This window comes from Kribbella orskensis (assembly GCF_004342085.1).
Classification (GTDB): Bacteria; Actinomycetota; Actinomycetes; order Propionibacteriales; family Kribbellaceae; genus Kribbella; species Kribbella orskensis.
Window position 1 is genome coordinate 749,997 of record NZ_SLWM01000001.1, and the last position, 23,383, is coordinate 773,379.

A 23,383-nucleotide genomic window follows, 5' to 3' on the forward strand; every position below is an offset into this window, starting at 1 on the left:
TCCCTAGACGGCCACCGCCGACAGGACCCGCGCCGCGTCGTACCGGGCCAGAGCCAGCCCAGCCACGCGGGGGTCCGCGCCGAGAGGCGCGCTGACCGGCAGGTCGCCGGCGATGCGCCGCACGCGATCCGCGAAGAACCCGGGCGCCAGCATGTAGGTAGCCACAGCAACCCGCCCGGTACCGCGGGCTGCGGGGCCGGTAGTCCGAGCGAGAACGGGTGCGAGGCGTTCGCCGGCGCCGGAGACGTAGCCGACCTCGACGGGGCGGTCGATCAGGGCGGAGAGCATCGCGGCGGTGGCGGAGCAATCGAGGAGCGCTCGGCGGTCCGAGGACCCAGCGGCGGCGAGAACAACCTGATCGATCTCCTCAAGACCGACCGACCGCGGATCGAGACTCTCCCGCAACCGATCGGCAAGAACCTCAGCCAACAAAGGATCGGGCCCCAGCGCCGCAGCAGCCTGCACCTGACCCGGACGGCGCGCAACCTCGCCAAGAACGTCCACAGCTACGTGATACCCACTGCTCAACAACAACGGCACTACGACCGCCTGGTTGCTGTCAGCAACAACCCGGTCCACGAGCGAAGGCAGCGCCGGCACATCCACGTCCACGAAGCCGAGTGAGATCGGCATCTCCGGTCGCTGGGCCGCCATCAGCCGCACGAGCGCGTGGATCGTCCGGATCCCGCGAGGATCCGCGGTCCCGTGCGCTGCCGCGATCAGGTCGACGCCACCTACAGCGGCCGTCATGTGGGCACGCCTGCCGATTCCACGGCCAGGCGATACCCCCGCCGCACGACCGTCCGTACCAACTCGGGGCGCCCAACCGCGGTACGAAGCCGGTTGACCGTCACCTCCACCGCATGAACGTCTTCAGCACCGGGCAGAACAGCCAACAAAGCAGGCCGAGACACGACATCTCCACCAGCCGCCACCAACGCAGCCAGTACTGCGCGCGGCCCCGGCCCGAGCGGCAACACAACCCCATCCAGCACCGCGGCGGCGCCGCGAATCACCAACTGCCCAAAGGCCGTCTCGACCGAGCGAGCATTGTCGTCCGTCAGCCGATCCGTGACGATCCGGATCAACGCACCGAGCCGGAAGCGATCAGGCACCAACGGCTCCAGCCCCAACGCCGCGAACGGCCCCGCGGTGATCGGCCCGACGCAGGCGTTCAGCACCCGCCCGGTCCGCAGCGCCGACACCAACGCGTCGTACTGACCCGTCAGCGCGGCCGCATCCAGCAAGGCCTGCGCACCCGGCGCCGAGGTATGCACGACAGCATCGACTCCACCCGCACAGATCTGCGCGATCACCCGCTCGACGGCGGCCGGATCCGGCGCCGGCCCCCAGCGATAGACCTCGAGTCCGCGCACCGAAGCACCGACCGCACGGAGTTCGTCCTGCAGCGCGGGATCCGACAAGCCGTGCAACTGAACGACGATCTTCCGACCGGCGACACCTTGGTCGCGCAACCAGTCGACGACCTCGGCCGTCGTCTCGGACCGGGCGGACCAGTGCTCGACCAGCCCGGCCGCGCGGATCGCGCCGCGTGCCTTGGGACCACGCGCGAGCAGCCGCGACGACTCCAGCGTGGTCAGCAGGTCCGCCGCGAGACCGGCGGTGTCCGCGGCCTCGACCCAACCGCGGAACCCGACCGCGGTGGTGACCACCACATCGTCCGGCGGGTTCGCGATCACTCGCCGAGTGGCCTCGATCAGCGGCTGGTCGTCGGCGGCCGGCACGATCTGCAGCGTCGGCGCGTGCAGCACCTTCGCGCCCCGGCGTTCGAACGACGCGATCAGGTCGTCCGCCCGCCGGTGCGCGGTGACGGCGATCGTGCAGCCGCTCAGCGGACCGGGCCTAGTCACCGACGATCACCTGGCCGTCGGCCACCCTCACCCGGTACGTCGGGATGCAGACCTCGGGGTCGTCCAGACAGACACCGGTGCGCAGGTCGTACACCTGCTTGAACATCGGCGACGCCACCGTCGGCACGTCACCACGGCTGCCCACGATGCCGCGCGACATCACGTTCGCCCCGCTCACCGGGTCCTGGTTGCCCAGGGCGTACAGCTCGCCGTCGTAGGTGCGGAACAGGGCGATCTGGCGATCCCCGACCAGCGCGGCGACACCTCGCTCCGGCAGCAGCGCGTCGTACGCGCAGACCGGTACGGCGGTGATCGCCGCCTCCGTCATCGGCGACAGGGTCATCGACGTACCTCCAATCGGGGGCCGGCGAGCAGCACCGGCTCCAGTTGACCGCGTTCGGCCGGGGTCGCCGGCCGCGGTTGGTTGCGTTCGACCACGTAGCGCAGGTCGGCGTCGGGCTGGTCCGGCGCGTTCACGAACGAGACGAACCGGGCCAGCTTGTCCGGGTCCTGCAAGGTGGCCTGCCACTCGTCGACGTAGGAGTCGACGTGCGCGGCCATCGCCGCGTCCAGGTCGGCCGCGATGCCGAGGCTGTCGTTCAGCACGACCTCGCGGACGTGGTCGAGGCCACCGTCGATCTCGTTGATCCAGACGGCCGTCCGCTGCAGCCGGTCACCGGTGCGGATGTAGTACATCAGGAACCGGTCGATTGCCTGCAGCAACTGTTCGTCGGTGAGGTCGGAGGCGAGCAGCTGGGCGTGCCGCGGCGTCATCCCGCCGTTGCCGCCGACATAGAGGTTCCAGCCGCTCTCGGTGGCGATCACCCCGACGTCCTTGCCGCGGGCCTCGGCACACTCGCGCGCGCAGCCGGAGACGCCGAGCTTGAGCTTGTGCGGCGACCGCAGCCCGCGGTACCGCAGCTCCAGCGCGATCGCCATCCCGACGGAGTCCTGTACGCCGTACCGGCACCAGGTAGAACCGACGCAGGACTTCACCGTGCGCAGTGCCTTGCCGTAGGCGTGGCCGGACTCGAACCCGGCATCCACCAGCCGCTGCCAGATCGCCGGCAACTGCTCGATCCGGGCGCCGAACAGGTCGACCCGCTGCCCGCCGGTGATCTTGGTGTAGAGGCCGAAGTCGCGGGCCACCTGGCCGATCGCGATGAGGCCCTCCGGCGTCACCTCGCCACCCGGGATCCGCGGTACGACGGAGTACGTGCCGTCCTTCTGGATGTTCGCCATCACGTGGTCGTTGGTGTCCTGCAGCGTCGCGCGCTCTCCGTCAAGCACGTGGCCGGCCGGGTCCAGGCTGGACAGGATCGAGGCGACCACGGGCTTGCAGATGTCGCAGCCGCGGCCGGTTCCGTGCCGGTCGACGATCTCACTGAAGGTGCGCAACCCGGTCACCCGGACCACGTCGAACAGCTCCGCCCGGGACAGTGCGAAGTGCTCGCACAACGCCTTGCTGACCTCGACACCGGCCGCGGCCAGTTCGGCGTTGAGCAGGTTCTTCACGATCGGCAGACACGATCCACAGCTCGTACCGGCCTTGGTCTTGCCGCACAGCGACTTCAGATCGCCGCATCCCTCGTCGCGCACCGCGCAGCGGATGGCCCCGGCCGCGACGTTGTTGCAGGAGCAGACCGGCGCGTCGTCCGGCAGTTCCAGTTGCGCGGGCTGCGATCCCTCCGGCAGCAAGAAGGACGCGGGGTCGGTGCCGAGCTCACGCCCCACCATCGGTCGCAAGGCCGAGTACGCCGACGCGTCGCCGACGAGGATTCCGCCCAGCAACGTGCGGGCGTCATCGGACAGCACCAGCTTCTTGTAGACCCCCGCCACCGGGTCGGCGTACACGATGTCGAGCGCGCCCTCGGTGGCTCCGAAGGCGTCACCGAAGCTGGCCACGTCGACACCGAGCAACTTGAGCTTGGTCGACGAGTCGGCGCCGGGGAAGGTCGCCTCGCCACCCAGGAGGCGATCGGCCACGATCTCGGCCATCGCGTAGCCCGGGGCAACCAGTCCCCAGACGCGTCCCTCGATGCAGGCGACTTCGCCGATCGCCCAGACACCCGGCACCGAAGTACGGCAGGTGTCGTCGACGACCACACCACCGCGCTCTCCGATCTCCAGGCCGGCGGCCCGGCCGAGTTCGTCGCGCGGCCGGACACCGGTGGCGAAGACGACGACGTCCGCGGGCAGATCCGGGCCATCGGCAACTGCCATCGCACGGGCCGCGCCCTGTGAGGTCGTCTTCACCCGGGTGACCTGGGTCGCGGTCAGCACGTCCACGTCGAGGCCGCGGATGAGCCGGGCGAGCGCGCTGCCGCCGCCCTCGTCCACCTGCAGTGGCATCAACCGCGGCGCGAACTCGACCACCTTCGTTGCCGCACCCAACGCCCGCAGGGCGCCGGCCGCCTCCAGTCCGAGCAGGCCGCCGCCGACCACGACACCGCGAACCTCCTTGCCCTCGGCCCGCAACCTCTCGACGTACACCCGGAGGGCGGCGACGTCGTCGATGGTCCGGTAGACGAAGCAACCATTGACGTCGCTGTTCTTGACCGGCGGGACGAAGGCGCTCGAGCCGGTCGCCAGGACCAGTTCGTCGTAGCCGATCACGTCGCCGCGAGTGGTCTGCACCGTGCGCGCCTCGGCGTCGAGAGAAGCCACCGTGACACCCTTGCGCAGGGTCACCGCCGGGTCGTCCCAGAGCTCCGGCTCACCCAGCGAGAGGTCGTGCGGGTCCCGGCCGGAGAAGTAGCTGGTCAGGGCGACCCGGTCGTACGGCAGCCGCGGCTCCTCGGCCAGCACGGTGATGCGCCACTCGATCCCGGTGTCGCGGGACCGCAGTGCTTCCACCAGCCGGTGCGCGACCATACCGCCGCCCACGATCACCAAATGCCGGGCCTTCTTCAGCTCTGTCATGGTTGCCCTCCTGGTCGGCACGGGTTCGGTCTCGCCGCGCCGGAGCCGGTCGAGAAGGTCACCGACAGCCCCTGTGCAGCTGCCGCAACCGGTGGTCGCTCTGGTTGACGCCGCGATGCCGGCCACGCTGTCGGCACCCGCTTGCCACGCCGCCTCGATCGCGGCCCTGGTCACGCCGTTGCACCGACAGACCGTCAATGCCTTGCGCTTCGGCGGTTCAGGTGCCGCCAGCAACGAATCCGCCCGCACCGGCGTCTGCCGATCGGCCAGCAGGACGAGTTCGGCGGCCACCTCCGGCGCACTGATCGCCACGGCCGCCCGCACCACGCCGTCCCGCAGTACCGCCCGGACGTAACGCTCGCCGTCTTCCAGCCGGACGGCCTCGCCTTCTTCGTCCCGACCGCCGAGAATCAGTACGTCGAGCCCGCCCGCGGTGATCCGGACGACATCGTCCAGCCCGTCATCGATGGGCTCGTCAACCAGCAGTTCTCCGAAGACAGCCCGGCCGCTCACCGTCACGGAACGGAATCGGCCGTCCTTGAGCTCGATCCCTTCCACCGCGGCGTTGAGGAGTACCTCGATGCCGAGCTCACGAACAGCTCGGGTGATCCGCCGTCCCGCTGTAGTCCGAATCGCCTTGTCCAGCAGGGTTTCACCGGCGTGCACCACCGTCACCGCGACCCCGCGCTCCCGCAGAGTGGCGGCCGCCTCGACGGCTCTCACCCCGCCGCCCAGCACCACGGCGCGCCGTACCTGCTGCCCTGCTGTCTGCGCGGCCGCCTGCGCGGTCCCGCGAGCCGGTACGAACCCACCGCCTGACGCCGACCCGGCGGCCTGCACGGCCAGTCGGCTGCGAGTGGAGAAGTCGGGCGACGTCTCAGCGGTCAGCTCCACCGCGCACACCTTGAACTCCGGCATTCGCGAGACCGGATCGAGCGCGTCGTTGGTCAGCTCGTTCACGCTACCCTCGCCGCCGAAGTGGAACGGCACGAACACCGTGTCCGGCCGTACGTCGGAGGTCACCCGCGCCGGCAGCACCATCGAACCCCGAGTGGTCCGCAACCGGACCGGCCGCCCGTCCACGATCCCCAACTGCGCGGCGACCCGCGGATGAATCTCGGCGAACACCTCCGGCTCCGCCTCGGCCAGTTCGGCGACCCGCCTGGTCTGCGCTCCGCTCTGGTAGTGCTGTAGCAACCGCCCGGTCACCAGGTAGTACGGCGCGTCCGGCCGCAGGTCGTCGGCGACCGCCCGGTGATCCACGACGACCACCCGCGCCCGGCCGTCCGGAGTACCGAAGCGGTCGGCGAAGAGCCGCGGCGTACCAGGGTGCTCGTCGGACGGGCAGGGCCAGAAGACGACCTCGCCGGCATCCAGCCGGTCCCAGCTGATCCCCGAGTAGTCGGCGATCCCACCTGCACTCGCGACCCGCAACTCGTCATACACAGCGGCCGGATCCGTCGAGAACGGCACCTCGGGACGCAGCCGCTCGGCCAGCCCTGCGAACACCGCGAGATCGCTCCGCACCTCGCCAGGAGCCTGTACTGCGACCCGCCGCCGCAGCACCCGTCCTTCCAGGGAGGTCATCGTGCCCTCCTCCTCGGCCCACTGCGTGACCGGGAAGACGACATCGGCGAGCAGGGCGGTCTCGCTCGGGACCACGTCAGCCACCACCAGCAGGTCGAGCGCCGCGAGTCGCTCGCGGACCGAGGCCAGCTTCGGCGCCGATACCACCAGGTTGCTGCCGTGGACGAGCAACGCACGCGGCCCGTCCGGCGTACCAAGCCCGTCGATCAACTCGACCGCACTGCGGCCGGGCCCGGGCAGTTCGTCGGGGTCCACACCCCACACGCCCGCGACGTGGGCGCGCGCCTCAGGGTCGGCGATGCTCCGGTAGCCCGGGAGCTGGTCTGCCTTCTGGCCGTGCTCGCGACCACCCTGACCGTTGCCCTGCCCGGTGATGCAGCCATAACCGCTTCCGAGCCGACCTGGCAGCCCAAGCGCGAGGGCGAGGTTGATGCAGGCCGTGACGGTGTCCGTGCCCTTGCTGTGCTGCTCGGCACCCCGGCCGGTCAGGATGAACGCCCCCGCCCCGCCATGGACCGGAGCAGCCGCCGCCAAGACCCGCGCAGCCTTCCTGATCGTCACAGCCGGTACGCCGGTGACGCGCTCGGCTCGTTCCGGCCACCAGGCAGCGATGGAGCGGAACAGCCCGTCCGGGTCATCCGTCCGCTCTGCCAGGTACGCGGTGTCTGCCAGGCCTTCTTGCAGGATCACGTGAGTCAGCGAGAGCACCAGAGCCAGGTCACTCCCGGGAGTCGCCTGCAGGTGGATCCCGGCCCCGTCTTCGCTCAGCCCGGCGGTCGCAGTACGGCGTGGGTCGACGACCAGCAGCCCGCCCGCGTCCCGGGCACCGGCCAGATGCGCGACGGCCGGCGGCATCGTCTCGGCGAGGTTGCTGCCGACCAGCAGGATCGCGCCGGCGCCGCCGAGGTCCGCCAGCGGAAACGGCAGGCCGCGATCGATGCCGAAGGCCCGGTTCGTCGCGGCCGCCGCGGACGACATGCAGAAGCGGCCGTTGTAGTCCACGTTCGAGGTCCGCAGGGTGACTCGGGCGAACTTGCCGAGCGCATAGGCCTTCTCGTTCGTCAGCCCGCCACCACCGAAGACCGCGACCGAGTCGTTGCCGTGCTCGCGCTGCAGCGAGCGGAGCCGGTCGGCGACGAAGTCCAGCGCGTGCTCCCAGGTCGTCTGGACCAGAGTTCCGGAGTCGTCCCGGACCAGCGGCTTCGTCAGCCGGTCCGGCACCGTGAGCACCTCGGGAGCAGTCCAGCCCTTCCGGCACAGCCCGCCCCGGTTGGTCGGGAACTCACGCGGCTGCACGGTCACGGCGCTCGACCCTGCACCCGGCCGGTCGGCCGGGTGCAGCGTCGTCGCGCACTGCAGGGCGCAGTACGGGCAGTGGGTGTCGACTCCCGTCACACGCGCTCCTGGCTGAGCGGGCCACCCCGACGCAGGTAGCAGAAGTAGGTCAGCCCCAGACAGACCACGTAGAAGGCGCAGAAGCAGTAGAGCGCCGGGACGAGTGAGCCGTAGTGGCTGCTCGACATCGCGAAGCCGCGCGGCACCAGGAACCCGCCGTACGCACCGACCGCCGAGGCGATCCCGATGCAGGCAGCGGCCTCCCGGCGGGCCCGGACCAGGTCGGGCCCGCCGTCGAGGTCCCGGGTGGTCTGCCGGAACACCGCGGGGATCATCCGGTACGTCGAACCGTTGCCGGCGCCGCTGGCCACGAACAGCACCAGGAAGCTGAGCAGGAACCCGGTGAAGCTCTCCGCGTTCAGCGCCACGATCGCCGACAGGATGCCGATACCCATCACCACGAACGCGCAGACCGTCACCCAGGCGCCGCCGACCGCGTCGGACAGCTTGCCGCCGAACGGCCGGGACACGGACCCCACCAGCGCGCCGAGGAAGGCGATGTGGGCCACCGTGATCTCGGGGAACGTCGTCTTGATCAGCAGCGGGAACGCCGCCGAGAAGCCGATGAACGACCCGAAGGTGCCGATGTAGAGGAACGAGATCACCCAGGTGTGGGGCCGCTTCGCCGCCGCCACGGAGGCACGGAAAGATGAGGTCGCCGCGGTCAGGTTGTCCATCACCCGCCAAGCGAGCACCGCCGCCAGCAGGATCAGCGGGACCCACATCAGCCCGGCCCGGTTGAGCGTCAGCCCGGCGCCCGCGACGATCACGATCGGCACCAGCAACTGGACCACCGCGACGCCCAGGTTGCCGCCGGCCGCGTTGAGGCCCAGCGCGAAGCCCTTGTCCCGCTCGGGGAAGAAGAAGGAGATGTTGGTCATGCTGCTGGCGAAGTTGCCGCCGCCCGCACCCGCGGTGGCCGCGACCAGCGCCATCAGCCAGAACGGCGTGTCCGGCCGGCTGACGAAGTACGCGAGACCGAGCGAGGGGATCAGCAGCAGCAATGCGGACACTATCGTCCAGTTGCGCCCGCCGAACCGCGGTACGGCGAAGGTGTACGGCAGCCGCAGCGTGGCTCCCACCAGGCTCGGCAGCGCCACCAGCCAGAACATCTGGTCCGTGCTGTAGCCGAACCCGGCGGCCGGCAGGGAGACGACCACGATGCTCCACAGCTGCCAGACCGAGAAGCCGAGGAACTCGGCGAAGATCGACGGCCACAGGTTCCGGCGCGCCACCCGGCGTCCCTTCGCCGCCCAGAACCCGGCGTCCTCGGGGTCCCAGACGTCGATCCAGCGCCCGCGCCGGGGCGCCTCGACCGTACCCACCGCGCCGGCCTGGTCGCGTGGAGTAACGACCTCCGGTCGTGCCTCGAGCGTCATCGTTCGTCTCCGATCATCCGACCTCACTGATTAGGCCAGGACGCTATGACCGGGGTGTTTCCGAGCGGTCATCTCGTTGTTACGCCGTCGAAACGGCTCCCGCACACCTCCCGTGGGCCAGTGAGAGAAGTCGGTACTGTGCCTGTCTACGAACACCCGACGAGGGGGTCCTGGTGGAGCAGCAGGAGACGGCGCCGCGGCACAAGAACAGGCGCTGGGCCTGGCGGGCGGGGATCGCCGCCGTGCTGATCGCGTGGCTCGTGGTGGGCTCGCTCGGCGGTCCGACGGTCGGCCGGCTGAGCGAGGTCCAGGAGAACGACAACGCCAACTTCTTGCCCAAGCAGGCCGAGTCCACCCTGGTCGCGAACGAGTCGGCCAAGTTCATCGACTCCAAGGCCCTGCCGTACTTCGTCCTGATCGTGCGGGACAGCGGGATCACCCCGGCCGATCTGCAGAAGGCGAACGAATTCGTCGCCACCGTGCCGACGCTCGACCTCGGTAACGGCAAGACCATCGGGGACTATCTCGCCTCGCCGGTCGGGGCGGTGATCCCGTCGGAGGACAAGAAGGCGCTGCTGATCACCGTCGAGCTGGACGGGGACCGGGCCGACGAGGTGGTCAAGGAAGGCGAGACCGTACTGTTCGCGGTCGCCGACCAGATGCGCCAGGAGATCAAACAGACGCTGACCCCGACCGGCCTGCAGGTCTACGTGACCGGCCCCGGTGGCGTCTTCGCGGACTTCGTCGTGGCCTTCGGAGGGATCGACGGCATCCTGCTCGGCGTCGCACTGGCCGTCGTGTTCGTGATCCTGCTGGTCGTCTACCGCAGTCCGGTGCTGCCGATCGCCGTCCTGCTGACCGCCGTCTTCGGCCTGGCGCTGGCCGCCCTGGTGGTCTATCCACTGGCCAAGAACGACGTGATCGAGCTGAACGGCCAGAGTCAGGGCATCCTCTTCATCCTGGTCGTCGGCGCCGCGACGGACTACTCCCTGCTCCTCGTTTCGCGGTACAAGGAAGAACTGCACGACTTCGAGAGCAAGTACGACGCGATGCAGGTCGCCTGGCGGGCCTCGATCGAGCCGATCGCCGCGAGCGCCGCCACCGTCATCCTCGGCCTGCTCTGCCTGCTGTTCGCCCAGCTCGGCAGCACCAAGGGCCTCGGCCCGGTCGGCGCCATCGGCATCGCCGGCGCGCTGGTGTCGTCGATGACCTTCCTGCCCGCTGTCCTGCTGGCCTTCGGCCGCCGGATCTTCTGGCCGGCCATCCCGCGTCTCGACCACGTGCACGCCAAGGATCAGGTCGGCGGTCGCAAGCTGTGGGGCCGCGTCTCCGGTCTGGTCGGCCGCAGCCCGCGGAGGGTCTGGGCGATCACCGCGCTGGCGCTGCTCGCCTGCTGCGCGTTCCTGCCGACGTTCAAGGCTGAAGGTATCTCGCAGGAGGAGCTTTTCCTCAACGAGGTCGAGTCGGTCACCGGCCAGGAGGTGCTGGCTCAGCACTTCGACGCGGGCGCCGGCACTCCCGTGCAGATCCTCACCCCGGTGGACCAAGCCGATCAGGTGGTTCAGACCGCTTTGAAGGTGGACGGTGTCGCGGCGGCCTCGGCCTCACCCGCGCCCGGTGTCCCGCCGAAGGTGGTCGAGGGCAAGGTCCTAGTGCAGGCGACGCTGAAGGTCGCGGCCGACTCCCCCGAGGCCACGAAGGTGGTCGAGCACCTGCGCACCGAGCTGGACACGGTCAGCCCGGACATCCTGGTCGGCGGCAACACCGCGATCAACCTCGACGTACTGGACGCGAGCAAGCGGGATCTCCGGGTCATCATCCCGACCATCCTCACGGTCATCTTCGTGGTCCTGATGCTGCTGCTCCGGTCGGTCGTCGCGGCCGTGCTGCTGGTGATCTGTAACGTGCTGTCGTTCGGCGCCACGGTCGGGGTCAGCGCGCTGGCGTTCAACCACATCTTCGACTTCCCGGGCGCGGATCCGTCCATCCCGCTCTACGCGTTCGTCTTCCTGGTTGCCCTGGGCATCGATTATTCGATCTTCCTGATGACCCGGGTGCGGGAGGAGTCGATCGAGCAGGGCACCAAGCGCGGCGTACTGATCGGACTCGCCGTCACCGGTGGCGTGATCACCTCGGCCGGGGTCGTCCTGGCCGCCACGTTCTCGGCGCTCGCGGTGCTGCCGATCCTGTTCCTGGTGCAGATCGCCTTCATGGTGGCCTTCGGCGTGCTGCTCGACACGACCGTCGTCCGGTCGCTGCTGGTGCCGGCCCTCGCCTACGACATCGGCCGCAAGGTCTGGTGGCCGAGCAAGCTCTCCCGAGCGAAGGAGTGAGATGGAGACCTTCGAGGCAGTGATCCAGGAGGCCAACGGCGGCGGCGCGTACGTCGAGGTGCCGGCCGAGGTGCTCGACGCGCTCGGTGGCGGTGGTCGCATCCCGGTCCAGGCGACCTTCGACGGGATCGCCTACCGCGGCTCGATCGCGTCGATGGGCGGCTGCATGGCGCTCGGCGTGCTCAAACAGATCCGCTCGGACCTCGGCAAGGGCCCCGGCGACTCGGTAGTCGTAACAGTCACCCGAGACGACGCCGAGCGAACAGTCGAAGTACCGGACGACCTGGCCGCCGCACTCGCTGCGGCAGGTGCACGGGAGGCCTTCGACAAACTCAGCTTCAGCCACCGCCGCGAACACGTGAACGCGATCACCGAAGCCAAGAAACCCGAAACCCGCACCCGCCGCATCGCCAAGGCCGTGGAGATGATCAAGCCCAGCTAGTGCCGATCCATTGGGGTCCTTGCTATTGGTCGGTGAGTGGGCGGGTTCCGGTGTGGTCGACGCGGAACTTGAAGCCGTGTTTGGTTGTCCACTCCAGCCCACCGTCGTCGAGGCGGCGTACCCGCCAACCGCCGTGGGTCTTGACCCGGTGGCTGTAGCGCCGTAGCGGGGTGAGGTTGCCTGTACTGGTCTGCCCTGGCGGCCCGGTTGCACTGAAGTCGAACGGCGCGATGTGGTCGAGGTCGACGCTGTCGGTGGTCTCGGCGGCGCCGAACACGAACTGCTCGATCGGGTGGGTGAGCTTGACCCGCTCCCGGATCCGGCGAGGGATCTCGTACGCGTCGACGCTGAGCTTGTCGTTCAGGTCGACGACCGGCTTCACGACGATCTGGTCATGGCCGAGCAACTCCTCCAGCCGGGCCGCGAAGACGGGACCGAAGCGCTCGACCCGCGCGACCCCACCGCCGGCCAGCAGCGTCTCGTCGGTGATATGCACATAGATCGTCGTCCGGGCAGGCTTGCGCCCGGCGCCGCCTGCGCCCTGGTTGCTGTAGGCACCGTGTTTGATCGCCGCCAACTTCCTCGCGATCTCCTGGCGCGCGGCACTGTCCATCTCTGGACCAGCAACTCGAGCCGGTTCAGCGGTCTCCGCGCAACGGTCGTCCGCTGCCCCTGGATCAGGTAGGCCAGCCGAACACGACGGGCGGTCGTACGCCGGATCACTGGGGTGCGGCGGATCCCGATCAGCCTCATCGCTCTCGCCAGGCTCATCAACAACAAACCATCCCGTCGCCCCCTCCTCTCCACAACCCGCAACATCACCGGCCGGTCTCCCCTGAGTCTGGCCAAGCCCCTGACCCCCGACGACCCTCAAACGCTCGGCATGCTCGGCATTCTCGGCGGCCTCCACGGCACTCCCGGCGTGCGACGCGGGCTGGTCGGTGCTATCTGCAGCCCCGTCGGCCGCCCCCACGGGCCGCAGCATGCGATCTGCGTCCTCGCCGGTCAGCGGCACAGACCGGCCGGCGGAATCCACGTCCTCGTCAGCCATTGGCGCAGCCAAGCCGGTGGGAGGGGCAGCGTAGTCGGTGTTGGGTGGCGAGGGGGTCGCCGCGGGACCGGCGCTGGGCTCGGCTGGAGTGGCCTGTGGTGACGCGGGTGCGGTGGCCCCGGGCGCTGCGGGCGTGGCGGTCTGGGGCGTGGCGGTCTGAGGCGTGGCGGTCTGAGGCGTGGCGGTCTGGGGTGTGGTGGTCGTTGGCGTGAGGTGGTGGGCGACGGCCAGGAGTTCGTTGGTGAGGGCCGGGTCGGCGATGATCCCGATCGCCTTGGCTTTGCGTTGCGGCAGGGTGTCGGTGTCGCCGAGTTGCGCGAGGGCGTCGGCGATCTGGCGGATGGTTGCCTTGAAGTGGATGACGTCGCCTGTCGCGGCGCGCACATACAAGGTGGTGGTGCCGTGATCATCGGCGCGACCGGCCCAGACACCTCGCTCTTTGGCGTTCGCCTCGGCGGTGGCACGGGCTGCTTCCGGGTCGGCTTGCTGGACGGCGGCCTTGACGATCTTTTCCAGGCGCACCGGGGTAACAGTGTCGATGATCGAGGCGACCTGGCGGTCCACGATGGCAGCGGCCTCCATCGACAGCGCCAGGCAGGTAGTCGCGATGGTGCAGGCCTTCCAGGGCTCGCCGTGACCGCCCTTGACCTGAGCCCAGATGCGCGGCAGGCGGTGGCGCAGGGCGAGAGCTTGGCCCATGAAGTTCGCGGCCGAGCCTGCCGACCGGCCGATCATCGCCCCGAACTCGGCAACCGCGAACTCGGCGACCCCGGGACAACCTGGTCCTCCGTAGACGCGACCGCGTTCACCGCCCGGCAAGGACACATGGCCCGGGACCATCGCCGGATCAGGATGCAGATCCGCGAAGTGTTGCGCGAGCTCGAGAAGTTCGACATCGGCGCGAGTGCGCAGCGCATACGTCTCGGCGGCCGAGGTGAGCGTCTCGGTCGCGGTCAGCGTGCTGATATCTCTGTCGAACATGCGTTCGATTCTAGCCTGAGTCATCATCGCTCGCAAATCGCTCCTCCTTCGTTTCGTCTTATCCACAAGGGAAAAGTCAAGACGGCCGAGCACTGTCAAGCCACGTAAGCTATAGGAGAAGGCATGGACAAGGTCGCGCTTGGGACAGCCGCAGCTCTTCCCGGGCTGGCGAGACGCGGCGCGTGACTGCAATGGGACGGAGGGAAAGTGGATGAGGAAGGTGGATGAGGACGGTGGATCAGGAAAGCGCTCACTGGACGAGCGGTTCTGGGGTGCAGGATTGTGTTCACCGGCGTGGAAACACCGCCCGGAGACCGCCGGCAGGATGTTCTACCGGTTCCGGGACCTCACGGTCACCACCCCGCCACCTCTCGATGAGGCACTAGTCCAGCCGGTCAGGGGCGTTTGGCGGCGTGGGTGGCCAGTTCGGTGCGGTTGGATATGCCTAGCTTCGTGTAGATGTGGGCCAGGTGGGTTTTCACTGTGCCTCGGCTCATGAAGAGACGGGCGCCGATCTCTGGGTTGTTCAGGCCTTCTACGGCGGCGGCGACTACGTCTCGTTCGGTCGGGGTCAGGCTTGCCCAGCCGGTTGAGGGGCGACCACGCGCACCCCGGGTACGGCGTACGTAGGCGACGGCTTCGTCCAGGTCCAGTTGGGCGAGCCGCTCGGCGTCCTTCGGGCGGTTCGTCTGCTCGGCCAGGAGGGAGAGGGCATCGAGGCTGTCCTGCCAGTAGAGGCGCAGGCCGTGGTCCACGCGCAAGGTGAGGGACTCGTGCAGGAGGTCGGCCGCCTTGTCGGGGTCCTCGTCGAGTTCCAGATAACCCTGCTGCTCCAAGGCATCCGCCAGGATCCGCGGCAGGTCGTAGCGGCGGGCAAGCACAACCGCACGATCCAGCGCTTCAGCAGCTTCGTCGAGCCGGCCAGCCTGGCGCAGCGCAGTGCCGAGCGCGGGCAACGTGACCGCCGGGATGTAGGTGTCGGCGATAGGCCCCTCCGTCGGGACGTCGCGGCGCAGCCAGTCGATCGCCTTCTCGTACTCGCCGTTCCAGCGGTACAGATCGCCCATCACCTTGCCGAGACTGGGAACCCAGGTGCCGGCGTTCTCGATCAGCCGCAGGAACGGATGCATCAACTCCAGCGCCACGTCCAGTTCGCCAGACCGGCCCAGGAGTTGCGCAACCTGCCCACGCGCCATACCGACCCGGTGGAGATCCCCGAGCGGCTCCGCGATCGCCAGTGCCTTCCGCGCGGTCTCGACCGCCAGTGGCAGTTCGCCTGTCGAAGCCAGGCTGTCGGAGAGCAGCGTCACCATGGCGGTCGCGATCCCGCGCTCACCCCGGGCGATCAGACCCTCCGACACGCTCTCCAGCAACTGACGAGCCTCGGCGTGCCGATCCCACAGGACGAGCAGCAGACATTCCAGGCCGAGGTTCGCATCCCTAGCCACCTCGTCGCCGATGGACTCCGCCAGCAACCGGCCTTCCTCACAGCGATCCCAGGCACCCTGGAAGTCCAGGTAGTAATTGCGCACCGCAACCATCGCGAGACACCGGGCCCGCAGACTGTCATCCCCCAGCTCGGTCGCGAGCTCCAGACCCCGCTGGGCAGCGTCGTACTCGAACGGCGCGGCCGTGTCGGCGACTGTCGCATACCCGTAGAGCAAGCGGGCCTGGAGCAACGACCTGTCGTCAGGACTGCTCTCGATAGCCCGACGCAGATACCCGATGCCCTCCTGCCCGGTCCCCTGCAGATTCCACAACCACGGAAGCGCCGCCGCCAGCCGACGCCCCTTGGCTGTTTCCGAACCGGACAGGCCATGATCGAGGGCTGCGCGGAAGTTCTCGCGCTCCGGCTCGATCACCGCCCGCCAGGCGTCGCGGTTCCTGTCCAGCTCCGGTGCGGCCTCCTCGGCGACGCGCAGGAAGTAGTCGAGATGCCGATCGCGGAGACCATCGAGCCCATCCGCCAACCGCGTCGCGGCGTACTCGCGGATCGTCTCGAGCAACCGGTACCGCGCGTCCGCCGCCACCACGAGCGACTTGTCCACCAACCGCCCGATCACCTCTCGTACTCCGGTGGTTCCGCAGACAGCGGAGGCGGCATCGAGCGTGAACCCGCCGGCGAACACGGCCAGCCGGCGGAACACCTCACGCTCGTCGGAGTCGAGGAGGTCGTAGCTCCAGTCGATCGACGAGGCCAGCGTTTGTTGCCGCGCGGCCACACCCCGCGTACTGCGAACCAACAGGCCGAACCGGTCGTCCAAGCCAGCCTCGATCTGCTGCGGGGTGAGCGTGCGGAGCCAGGCGGTTGCCAGTTCCAAAGCGAGCGGGATGCCGTCCAGCCGCGCGCAGATCGTCCTGATCGCCTGCTCGGCTTCCTCGTCAGGGATGAAGCCCGGTCCGGCTCGCTCGACGAACAGGGAGACAGCCTCACTCGAAGTCAGCGAGGGAACTCGCCAGACCACCTCACCGGCAACGTCCAGCGGCTCCCGGCTCGTGGTCAGCACGGTGATCTCCGGGCAGGCGACCTGCACGGTGACCACGAACTCGGCCACGCTGTCGAGCAGGTGTTCGCAGTTGTCGAAGCAGAGCAGGGCTTTCCGGTTGCTCAGCTGACTCGCGATCAACGGCCCGCTGCGCCCGGAGGATTCGGCCAGCACCCCGACAGCCGAAGCCACCACCTCAGGTACCTGCCCACCGTCGGTGACCGGTGCAAGGTCGATCCACCACACCCCGTCCGGCCACCGATCCGCCAACTCAGCGGCGATCTGCGCCGCCAGCCGCGTCTTCCCGCTACCCCCGGGGCCGGTCAGCGTCACCAGGCGGTTCCCCATCACCTGTGCCCGCAGCGCGCCGAGCTCCGCCTGTCGCCCGACAAAACTCGTGAACATCACCGGCAGGTTGTTCGGCACGCCGTCCAGCGAACGCAACGCCTCACCCGCCTGTCCCTGTACGGCGAAGACCCGCTCCGCGGCGCCCAGGTCCCTCAACCGATGAAGCCCCAGATCCACGAACAACCCGCCCACGGAACCCGCGTCCGCCGTACCGGCTGTAGCTGCGGCGATTTCGGCGGTGAGGGCGGAGAGGAGGAGCTGTCCCGGGTTGGCGATCTCGTTCAGGCGTTGGGCGTGGCGGACGACGTGGCGCTCGGTGATCCCTGTGGACACGGCGATCCGGACCAACTGCCCGGCCGGTAGACCCGCGGTCGCATCGCGGAAATGCCGCGCCGCAGCAACGGCTTCGGCCGGATCCTCGAACACAACCACCGGCCGCGCCACGTCCCGCAGTACGGGTCGGCCGCCGGCCAGTGACTCACCGACCAGTTGCTCCAGCCGCTCCAGCGCCGGCGCGATCGGCGGCCCGCTGTCCGGCGCGTACGACACCGCCACAGCAGCCACAGTCGCCCCACCCATGGACCCGAGTGTGCCAGCCCGCCCGGCCACCGCACTCCCACTCGCGCCTGGGACGCGCGCTCGCACTAGCGTTGTCCGCGCGCGACTTGTGTCGAGTCGCCTGTGCCATGGGAGTTGGCTAGGGTCCGAAAGCGGGGGTCGAGGAAGTGAGGAGCCCATGGCAGAAACCACATCCACAGACCAAGCCGATCGGTTCAACCTGCCGACCAAGAACCTGCCCGCGCCCCAGGTGCGGGACCTACCCGAACCACCGACCCAGACCTGGAAGATCGTCGGACCCGGCATGGTCGGCGCCGGCGTCGGGCTGGCCTCGGGCGAGTTCATCCTCTGGCCGTACATCTCGTCCCAGGTGGGACTGGTGTTCCTCTGGGGCGCCGTCGTCGGGGTGTTCGTCCAGTGGTTCCTGAACATGGAGATCGAGCGGTACACGCTGGCCACTGGTGAGACAGCGTTGACCGGCTTCAACCGGTTCGGGAAGCACTGGGGCCTGTTCTTCGCGATCATGACGTACTTCGCGAACCTCTGGCCCGGCTGGGCGACCTCGTCCGCGGCGATGCTGACCTACCTGTTCGGAGCGGGTGATCCGCGCTGGATCGCGATCGGCATCCTGGTCGTGATCGGGTTGATCCTGACCCTGGCGCCGGTCGTCTACGTGATGCTCGAGCGGCTGATCTTCGTCAAGATCCTGGCCGTCGCGCTGCTGGTGATCCTGGCGCTGATCTTCGCGATCCGCGACAAGACCTACAGCGCGCTGGGCGACGCTGTCACCCACCCGGAGTTCCCGGTCGAGACGCTGGGCTTCGCGCTGATGATGGGTGCGATCGCGTACGCCGGAGCCGGCGGCGGGCAGAACCTGTGCCAGAGCAACTGGATCCGCGACAAGGGGTTCGGCATGGGCGCGCACGTGCCCCGGCTGACCTCCCCCGTCACCGGTGAGCCGGAGGCGGACCCGACCGCGAACGGCTACACCTTCCCGCCCGACGAGCAGAACCTGGCCCGCTGGCGGCGCTGGTGGAAGTTCGCCAACGTCGAGCAGTTGATGACGTTCGTGCTGATCACCGTGGTGACGATCGTGTTCACCTCGATGCTGGCGCACGCCACCTTGTTCGGGAATCCCGCGGTGGAGAACAAGATCAGCTTCCTGAAGATCGAGGGCACCACGCTGCAGACCCTGGTGGGCGACTGGTTCGGCTACCTGTTCTGGGCCATCGGCGCGTTCGCCCTCTTCGCGGCCGCGGCCGGCATCGTCGACTACACGTCCCGGCTGGCCTCGGACATGATCAAGTCCCGCTACCTGCGCACGTCCACGATCTCCGAGTCCAAGCTGTACTTCGGCCTGGTCTGGGGGCTCGTTGCCTTCGGCATCATCGTGCTGCTGGCCGGACTGGACCAGCCGCTCGTCCTGCTGGTCATCTCGGCCTGCACCGCCGGCACCATGATGTTCGTCTACTCGGGTCTGCTCTGGTGGATGAACTCCCGTGCGCTGCCGCGGGCGATCCGGATCACCAAGGTCCGCGCGGCGGTCATGCTGTTCTCCTTCCTGGCCTTCGGCTTCCTGGCCGTCTTCACCATCATCGACCAGGTCAAGAAGCTCTGAGGACGAGAACCTCCGAGACCGGGGTCTGCCGAGCACAGCGCCATCGCGCCCGGCGGACCCCGGTCTGGTCCTGGCGGTCGCCGATCAGTGGTCGTAAGGCTGGGGGGCGCCGTTGACGGTGGTGAAGAGGGAGTAGAGGGAGGTGGTGGCGGTGAGGAAGAGGCGGTTCCGCTTGGCGCCGCCGAAGCAGAGGTTGGAGACGGTCTCCGGGACCAGGAGCTTGCCGAGCAGGCCGCCGTCCGGGTGGTAGATGTGCACGCCGTCGCCGGCCGCACCCCAGATCCGGCCCTCGGAATCCAGCCGGATCCCGTCGAAGCAGCCGTTGCCACATTCCGCGAACAGTTTGCCGCCGCTCAGCCCTGACTCCGTCACGGTGAAGACGCGGATGGTCGCTTCCTCGGTGTCGGTGATGTAGAGCAGGCTGCCGTCGTTGGAGAAGGCGAGCCCGTTCGGCCGGTTGAAGTCGTCCGCCACCTTGCTGAGCACACCGTCCGGGGTGATCCGGTAGACGTGGCACCCCTCGGTCTCGATCTCGCCCTTGTGGCCCTCGTAGTCGCTGTCGATCCCGTACGCCGGGTCCGTGAACCACACCGTCCCGTCGGCCTGGACGACGACGTCGTTCGGGCTGTTCAGCCGGTGGCCCCCGAAGTTGTCCGCGAGCACGCTGACCTGGCCGTTGTGCTCGGTCCGGGTGACCCGGCGGTTGCCGTGCTCGCAGCTGACCAGGCGGCCCTGGTGGTCCAGCGTGTGCCCGTTCGTGTTGCCGGCCGGCTCCCGGAAGGCGGAGACCTGGTACGACGTCTCGTCCCAGCGCAGGATCCGGTCGTTCGGGATGTCGCTCCAGAGCAGGTACCGCCCGGCGGGCGAGTACACCGGCCCCTCCAGCCAGCGGCCCCCCGTCCACAACCGCTCGAACTGAGCGTCCCCGCGGATCCCGCTGAACCTGTCGTCCAGCTTCTGGAACTCGGCGGGCACGGTTCCGGCCAACGGCTCGAGCAGGGTCATGCGGGCTCCTCACGATCGATCGCGCGCGGGTGACTGCGTTGTCACCCGCGATCGTACGGCTGGGGGGCCCCGTCCGTCGTGAGCAGCCAGGAATAGACCGAGGTCGTCGCGGTGACGAACAGGCGGTTCCGCTTGGGTCCGCCGAAGCACAGGTTCGACACCACATCGGGGAAGAGCAGTTTGCCGATCAAGGTGCCGTCGGGGTCGAAGCACTGCACGCCGTCGTGGGTCGCCGCCCAGATCCGCCCGGCGGCGTCCAGCCGGATCCCGTCGAACATCCCGGCCTCGCAGAGCGCGAACACGTCACCCCCGGCGAGTCGCCCGTCGTCCTTCACGTCGAACCGGCGGATATGCCGCGCCGGAGTGTCGACGACGTACAGCCGCGTCTCGTCGAGGGAGAAGGCGAGGCCGTTGGGGCGGATGAAGTCGTCGGCCACGACTGTCAGTTCGCCGTCCGTGGAGAGCCGGTAGACGTGGCAGCCCGCGATCTCCTGCTCGGCCGCGTGGCCCTCGTAGTTCGAGGTGATGCCGTACGGCGGGTCGGTGAACCAGATCGAACCGTCGCGCCGGACCACGACGTCGTTCGGGCTGTTCAGCCGCTTCCCATCCAGGTGTGAGGCCAGCACGGTGATCGAGCCGTCCACCTCAGTCCGGGTGACCCGGCGGTTGCCCTGCTCGCAGCTGATCAGCCGGCCGGACGCGTCGAGGGTGTTGCCGTTCGTGTACCCGGCGGGCTGGCGGAAGACCGAGACCGCGCCCGACACCTCGTCCCAGCGGAGCATCCGGTCGTTCGGGATATCGCTGAAGAGGAGACACCGCCAGGCCGGTGAGTAGACCGGTCCCTCGAGCCAGCGGCCGCCGTCGTAAAGGCGCTCCACGTACTCGTCGCCGCGGGCGACGGCGCCGAACCGCTCGTCCAGCGTGACCAGGTCGGCCCGGAGCCGGGCGGGTCGTTCAGCCAGCGTAATGGTCATGATTTTCCTCGCAAGTCCGAATGTGATCCTGCTATTGTTCTACGACACAAGATCAGATTCAGCAAGAGGTGCCGATGACTGTAGATCAAACCGACCGTGAGCTGCTCGCGCGCTTGCAGGAGGACGCAACCCAGTCGTACGCCGCGCTCGGCCAGGCCGTCGGGTTGTCCGCAGGGGCGGCCCACGAGCGGGTTCGGAAGCTCAAGGCGGCAGGGGTGATCCGCCGGACCACGGCCGAGGTGGATCCGGCCGCACTCGGCGCCGGAGTACTGGCCTATGTCCTGCTCGACGCGGAGAGCTGGATGGGCGACGACGCGACCGCCGACGCCCTGCGCGCGATCCCAGCCGTCGAGGAGGCCCACATCATCGCCGGCCCCGCCTCGATCCTGGTCAAGGTCCGCACCATCAGCACGGAACAACTCCAGGCGACTCTGCGCGCCCTCCATCAGGTGGATGGCGTGACCAGTACTCAGACAGTCGTGGTGCTGGAGTCCTTCTTCGAACGGCCACCCGCGGTGATGTGATCAACACCCTGTCACTGCTGAAGCCCGCTTGACCCTAGACTCAGGCGTTGCCGAAGGGAGTTCAGCTGTGTCTGACAGCAAGCGCATCAGCAAGGTCCTGGTCGCGAACCGGGGCGAGATCGCCGTCCGGGTGGTCCGCGCCGCCGCCGACGCGGGTCTGGGCAGTGTCGCGGTGTACGCGGAACCGGATCGCGACGCACTGTTCGTCCGGCTGGCCGACGAGGCGTACTCGCTGGACGGCGCGACCCCGGCGGACTCCTACCTGAACATCGCCAAGATCCTGGACGTCGCGGCCCGCTCCGGCGCGGACGCGGTGCACCCGGGGTACGGCTTCCTGGCCGAGAACGCCGAGTTCGCCCAGGCCGTGATCGACGCCGGGCTGATCTGGATCGGCCCGCCGCCGAGCGCCATCGATTCCCTCGGCGACAAGGTGAAGGCGCGCCACATCGCCGAGAAGGTCGGCGCCCCGCAGGTCCCCGGTACGCCGAACCCGGTGGCCGACGCCGCCGAGGTGGTCGCCTTCGCCACGGAGTACGGGCTGCCGATCGCGATCAAGGCGGCGTACGGCGGCGGCGGTCGCGGCATGAAGGTCGCGCGCACGATGGCAGAGGTGCCGGAGCTGTTCGAGTCCGCGACCCGCGAGGCGATCAGCGCCTTCGGCCGCGGCGAGTGCTTCGTCGAGCGCTACCTGGACAAGCCGCGGCACGTCGAGACGCAGTGCCTGGCCGATGCCCACGGCAACGTCGTGGTGATCTCCACCCGGGACTGCTCGCTGCAGCGCCGCTACCAGAAGCTGGTCGAGGAGGCGCCCGCGCCGTTCATCTCGCCCGAGCAGCTCGAGACGCTCTACACGTCGTCCAAGGCGATCCTCCGCGAGGCCGGGTACGTCGGCGCCGGCACCTGCGAGTTCCTGATCGGCCAGGACGGCCTGATCTCCTTCCTCGAGGTGAACACCCGGCTGCAGGTCGAGCACCCGGTCAGCGAGGAGGTCACCGGCATCGACCTGGTCCGGGAGATGTTCCGGATCGCCGACGGCGAGGAGCTCGGTTACGACGACCCGGAGATCTCCGGGCACTCGATCGAGTTCCGGATCAACGCCGAGGACCCGGGCCGAGGCTTCCTGCCCGCACCGGGCACGCTGACCAAGTGGCACGCGCCGTCCGGCCCGGGCATCCGGCTCGACGGCGGCTACGACCAGGGCGAGACCGTGCCGGGCTCGTTCGACTCGCTGGTGGCCAAGCTGATCGTGTCCGGCCGCGACCGCACCCAGGCGCTCGAGCGGTCCCGCCGCGCGCTGAAGGAGTTCGTCGTCGAGGGGATGCCGAGCGCCATACCGTTCCACGCTGCCGTCGTGTCCGACCCCGCCTTCGTCGGCGAGGACGGTTTCAAGGTGCACACCCGCTGGATCGAGACCGAGTTCGACAACCAGATCCCGCCGTACGACGGCGTGCCCGAGCCCGGCGAGGAGCCGGGCGAGCGGGAGAAGGTCACCGTAGAGGTGGGCGGGAAGCGGCTCGAGGTCGTGCTGCCGGCGGGACTGGGCGCGTCCGCGGTCGCCACCGGCAACGGCGCGAAGAAGAAGCCGGGCCGGCGCGCGAGCGGCGGCGGCAAGGGCGCGGCGACCTCGGGCGACTCGCTGACCTCGCCGATGCAGGGCACCATCGTCAAGATCGCCGTCGAGGAAGGCGCGACCGTTGCCGAGGGCGACCTCATCGTCGTCCTCGAGGCGATGAAGATGGAACAGCCGCTGAACGCCCACAAGGCCGGCACGGTCACCGGACTGTCCGCCGAGGTTGGTGCAACGGTCGCGGCCGGCGCGGCGATCTGCGAGATCAAGGACTGAATTACAGGGGTTTCTCAGGGTTTGGTTGTAGCTTTCCTCGAGGATCGCCCCGCGGTGAGGAGAACT

The 23,383-nt window shown here is 69.0% G+C and carries 14 protein-coding genes; 5 read left to right on the forward strand and 9 right to left on the reverse strand.

The annotated features are described in order from the left end of the window. Positions 1-3: 3 nt before the first annotated feature. The 5 genes from EV644_RS03695 to EV644_RS03725 are packed head-to-tail and all read right to left on the reverse strand — an operon-like array spanning position 4 to position 9,154. Complete coding sequence (locus EV644_RS03695; RefSeq protein ID WP_132186953.1) at positions 4-750, reverse strand: sirohydrochlorin chelatase; 747 nt, start codon at positions 748-750, stop codon at positions 4-6. Next, positions 747-1,871 (reverse strand): uroporphyrinogen-III synthase, encoded by a 1,125-nt coding sequence (locus tag EV644_RS03700; RefSeq protein ID WP_241997765.1) that lies wholly within the window; start codon positions 1,869-1,871, stop codon positions 747-749. The genes EV644_RS03695 and EV644_RS03700 overlap by 4 nt, the downstream gene beginning before the upstream one ends. Continuing rightward, on the reverse strand, positions 1,864-2,214 hold the full coding sequence (gene nirD, locus EV644_RS03705) for a nitrite reductase small subunit NirD (protein WP_132186952.1): 351 nt from the start codon (positions 2,212-2,214) through the stop codon (positions 1,864-1,866). Before nirD ends, EV644_RS03700 begins: the two co-directional genes overlap by 8 nt. Beyond that, entirely contained in the window at positions 2,211-7,775 is a 5,565-nt protein-coding gene (gene nirB, locus EV644_RS45995) for a nitrite reductase large subunit NirB (protein ID WP_241997764.1), read from the reverse strand. The genes nirD and nirB overlap by 4 nt, the downstream gene beginning before the upstream one ends. Then, a complete protein-coding gene (locus EV644_RS03725; protein WP_132186951.1) occupies positions 7,772-9,154 on the reverse strand; it encodes an MFS transporter in 1,383 nt (460 codons plus the stop codon). Before EV644_RS03725 ends, nirB begins: the two co-directional genes overlap by 4 nt. Before the next feature lie 173 nt (positions 9,155-9,327). Between EV644_RS03725 and EV644_RS03730 the strand changes: the two genes are divergently transcribed. Beyond that, positions 9,328-11,487 carry an MMPL family transporter gene (locus EV644_RS03730; protein ID WP_241997763.1) on the forward strand — a complete coding sequence of 720 codons (2,160 nt, stop codon included), beginning with the start codon at positions 9,328-9,330 and terminating at the stop codon, positions 11,485-11,487. Position 11,488: 1 nt separating this feature from the next. Next, positions 11,489-11,929: a YdeI/OmpD-associated family protein gene (locus tag EV644_RS03735; protein ID WP_132186950.1), complete on the forward strand. Its 441-nt coding sequence runs from the start codon at positions 11,489-11,491 to the stop codon at positions 11,927-11,929. 22 nt (positions 11,930-11,951) lie between these two features. On the opposite strand, the gene EV644_RS03740 is transcribed toward EV644_RS03735, so the two are convergent. Together EV644_RS03740 and EV644_RS03745 are read right to left on the reverse strand one after the other, a co-directional pair. Then, positions 11,952-14,153, reverse strand: a complete 2,202-nt coding sequence (locus EV644_RS03740) for a hypothetical protein (protein WP_132186949.1) — start codon at positions 14,151-14,153, stop codon at positions 11,952-11,954. Between the two features lie 203 nt (positions 14,154-14,356). Next, on the reverse strand, positions 14,357-17,374 hold the full coding sequence (locus EV644_RS03745; protein ID WP_158292735.1) for a helix-turn-helix transcriptional regulator: 3,018 nt from the start codon (positions 17,372-17,374) through the stop codon (positions 14,357-14,359). A gap of 157 nt (positions 17,375-17,531) precedes the next feature. Here EV644_RS03745 and EV644_RS03750 point away from each other — a divergent pair, with 157 nt between their 5' ends. Continuing rightward, a complete protein-coding gene (locus EV644_RS03750) occupies positions 17,532-18,971 on the forward strand; it encodes an Nramp family divalent metal transporter (RefSeq protein ID WP_132186947.1) in 1,440 nt (479 codons plus the stop codon). A gap of 84 nt (positions 18,972-19,055) precedes the next feature. Here EV644_RS03750 and EV644_RS03755 read toward each other — a convergent pair whose 3' ends face one another. Both EV644_RS03755 and EV644_RS03760 read right to left on the reverse strand, forming a co-directional pair. Then, on the reverse strand, positions 19,056-19,976 hold the full coding sequence (locus EV644_RS03755; RefSeq protein ID WP_132186946.1) for an SMP-30/gluconolactonase/LRE family protein: 921 nt from the start codon (positions 19,974-19,976) through the stop codon (positions 19,056-19,058). A gap of 41 nt (positions 19,977-20,017) precedes the next feature. Next, positions 20,018-20,950, reverse strand: a complete 933-nt coding sequence (locus EV644_RS03760) for an SMP-30/gluconolactonase/LRE family protein (RefSeq protein ID WP_132186945.1) — start codon at positions 20,948-20,950, stop codon at positions 20,018-20,020. Between the two features lie 74 nt (positions 20,951-21,024). Between EV644_RS03760 and EV644_RS03765 the strand changes: the two genes are divergently transcribed. Beyond that, entirely contained in the window at positions 21,025-21,474 is a 450-nt protein-coding gene (locus EV644_RS03765) for an Lrp/AsnC family transcriptional regulator (RefSeq protein ID WP_132186944.1), read from the forward strand. A gap of 67 nt (positions 21,475-21,541) precedes the next feature. After that, on the forward strand, positions 21,542-23,317 hold the full coding sequence (locus tag EV644_RS03770) for an ATP-binding protein (RefSeq protein ID WP_132186943.1): 1,776 nt from the start codon (positions 21,542-21,544) through the stop codon (positions 23,315-23,317). Positions 23,318-23,383: the final 66 nt, after the last annotated feature.

Excerpts from the sequence above, each read along its gene's own strand:
- EV644_RS03695 (WP_132186953.1), bottom strand. The coding sequence starts at position 750 with ATGACGGCCGCTGTAGGTGGCGTCGACCTGATCGCGGCAGCGCACGGG.
- nirD (WP_132186952.1), bottom strand. The coding sequence starts at position 2,214 with ATGACCCTGTCGCCGATGACGGAGGCGGCGATCACCGCCGTACCGGTC.
- EV644_RS03725 (WP_132186951.1), bottom strand. The coding sequence starts at position 9,154 with ATGACGCTCGAGGCACGACCGGAGGTCGTTACTCCACGCGACCAGGCC.
- EV644_RS03735 (WP_132186950.1), top strand. The coding sequence starts at position 11,489 with ATGGAGACCTTCGAGGCAGTGATCCAGGAGGCCAACGGCGGCGGCGCG.
- EV644_RS03745 (WP_158292735.1), bottom strand. The coding sequence starts at position 17,374 with ATGGGTGGGGCGACTGTGGCTGCTGTGGCGGTGTCGTACGCGCCGGAC.
- EV644_RS03750 (WP_132186947.1), top strand. The coding sequence starts at position 17,532 with ATGGCAGAAACCACATCCACAGACCAAGCCGATCGGTTCAACCTGCCG.
- EV644_RS03755 (WP_132186946.1), bottom strand. The coding sequence starts at position 19,976 with ATGACCCTGCTCGAGCCGTTGGCCGGAACCGTGCCCGCCGAGTTCCAG.
- EV644_RS03760 (WP_132186945.1), bottom strand. The coding sequence starts at position 20,950 with ATGACCATTACGCTGGCTGAACGACCCGCCCGGCTCCGGGCCGACCTG.
- EV644_RS03765 (WP_132186944.1), top strand. The coding sequence starts at position 21,025 with ATGACTGTAGATCAAACCGACCGTGAGCTGCTCGCGCGCTTGCAGGAG.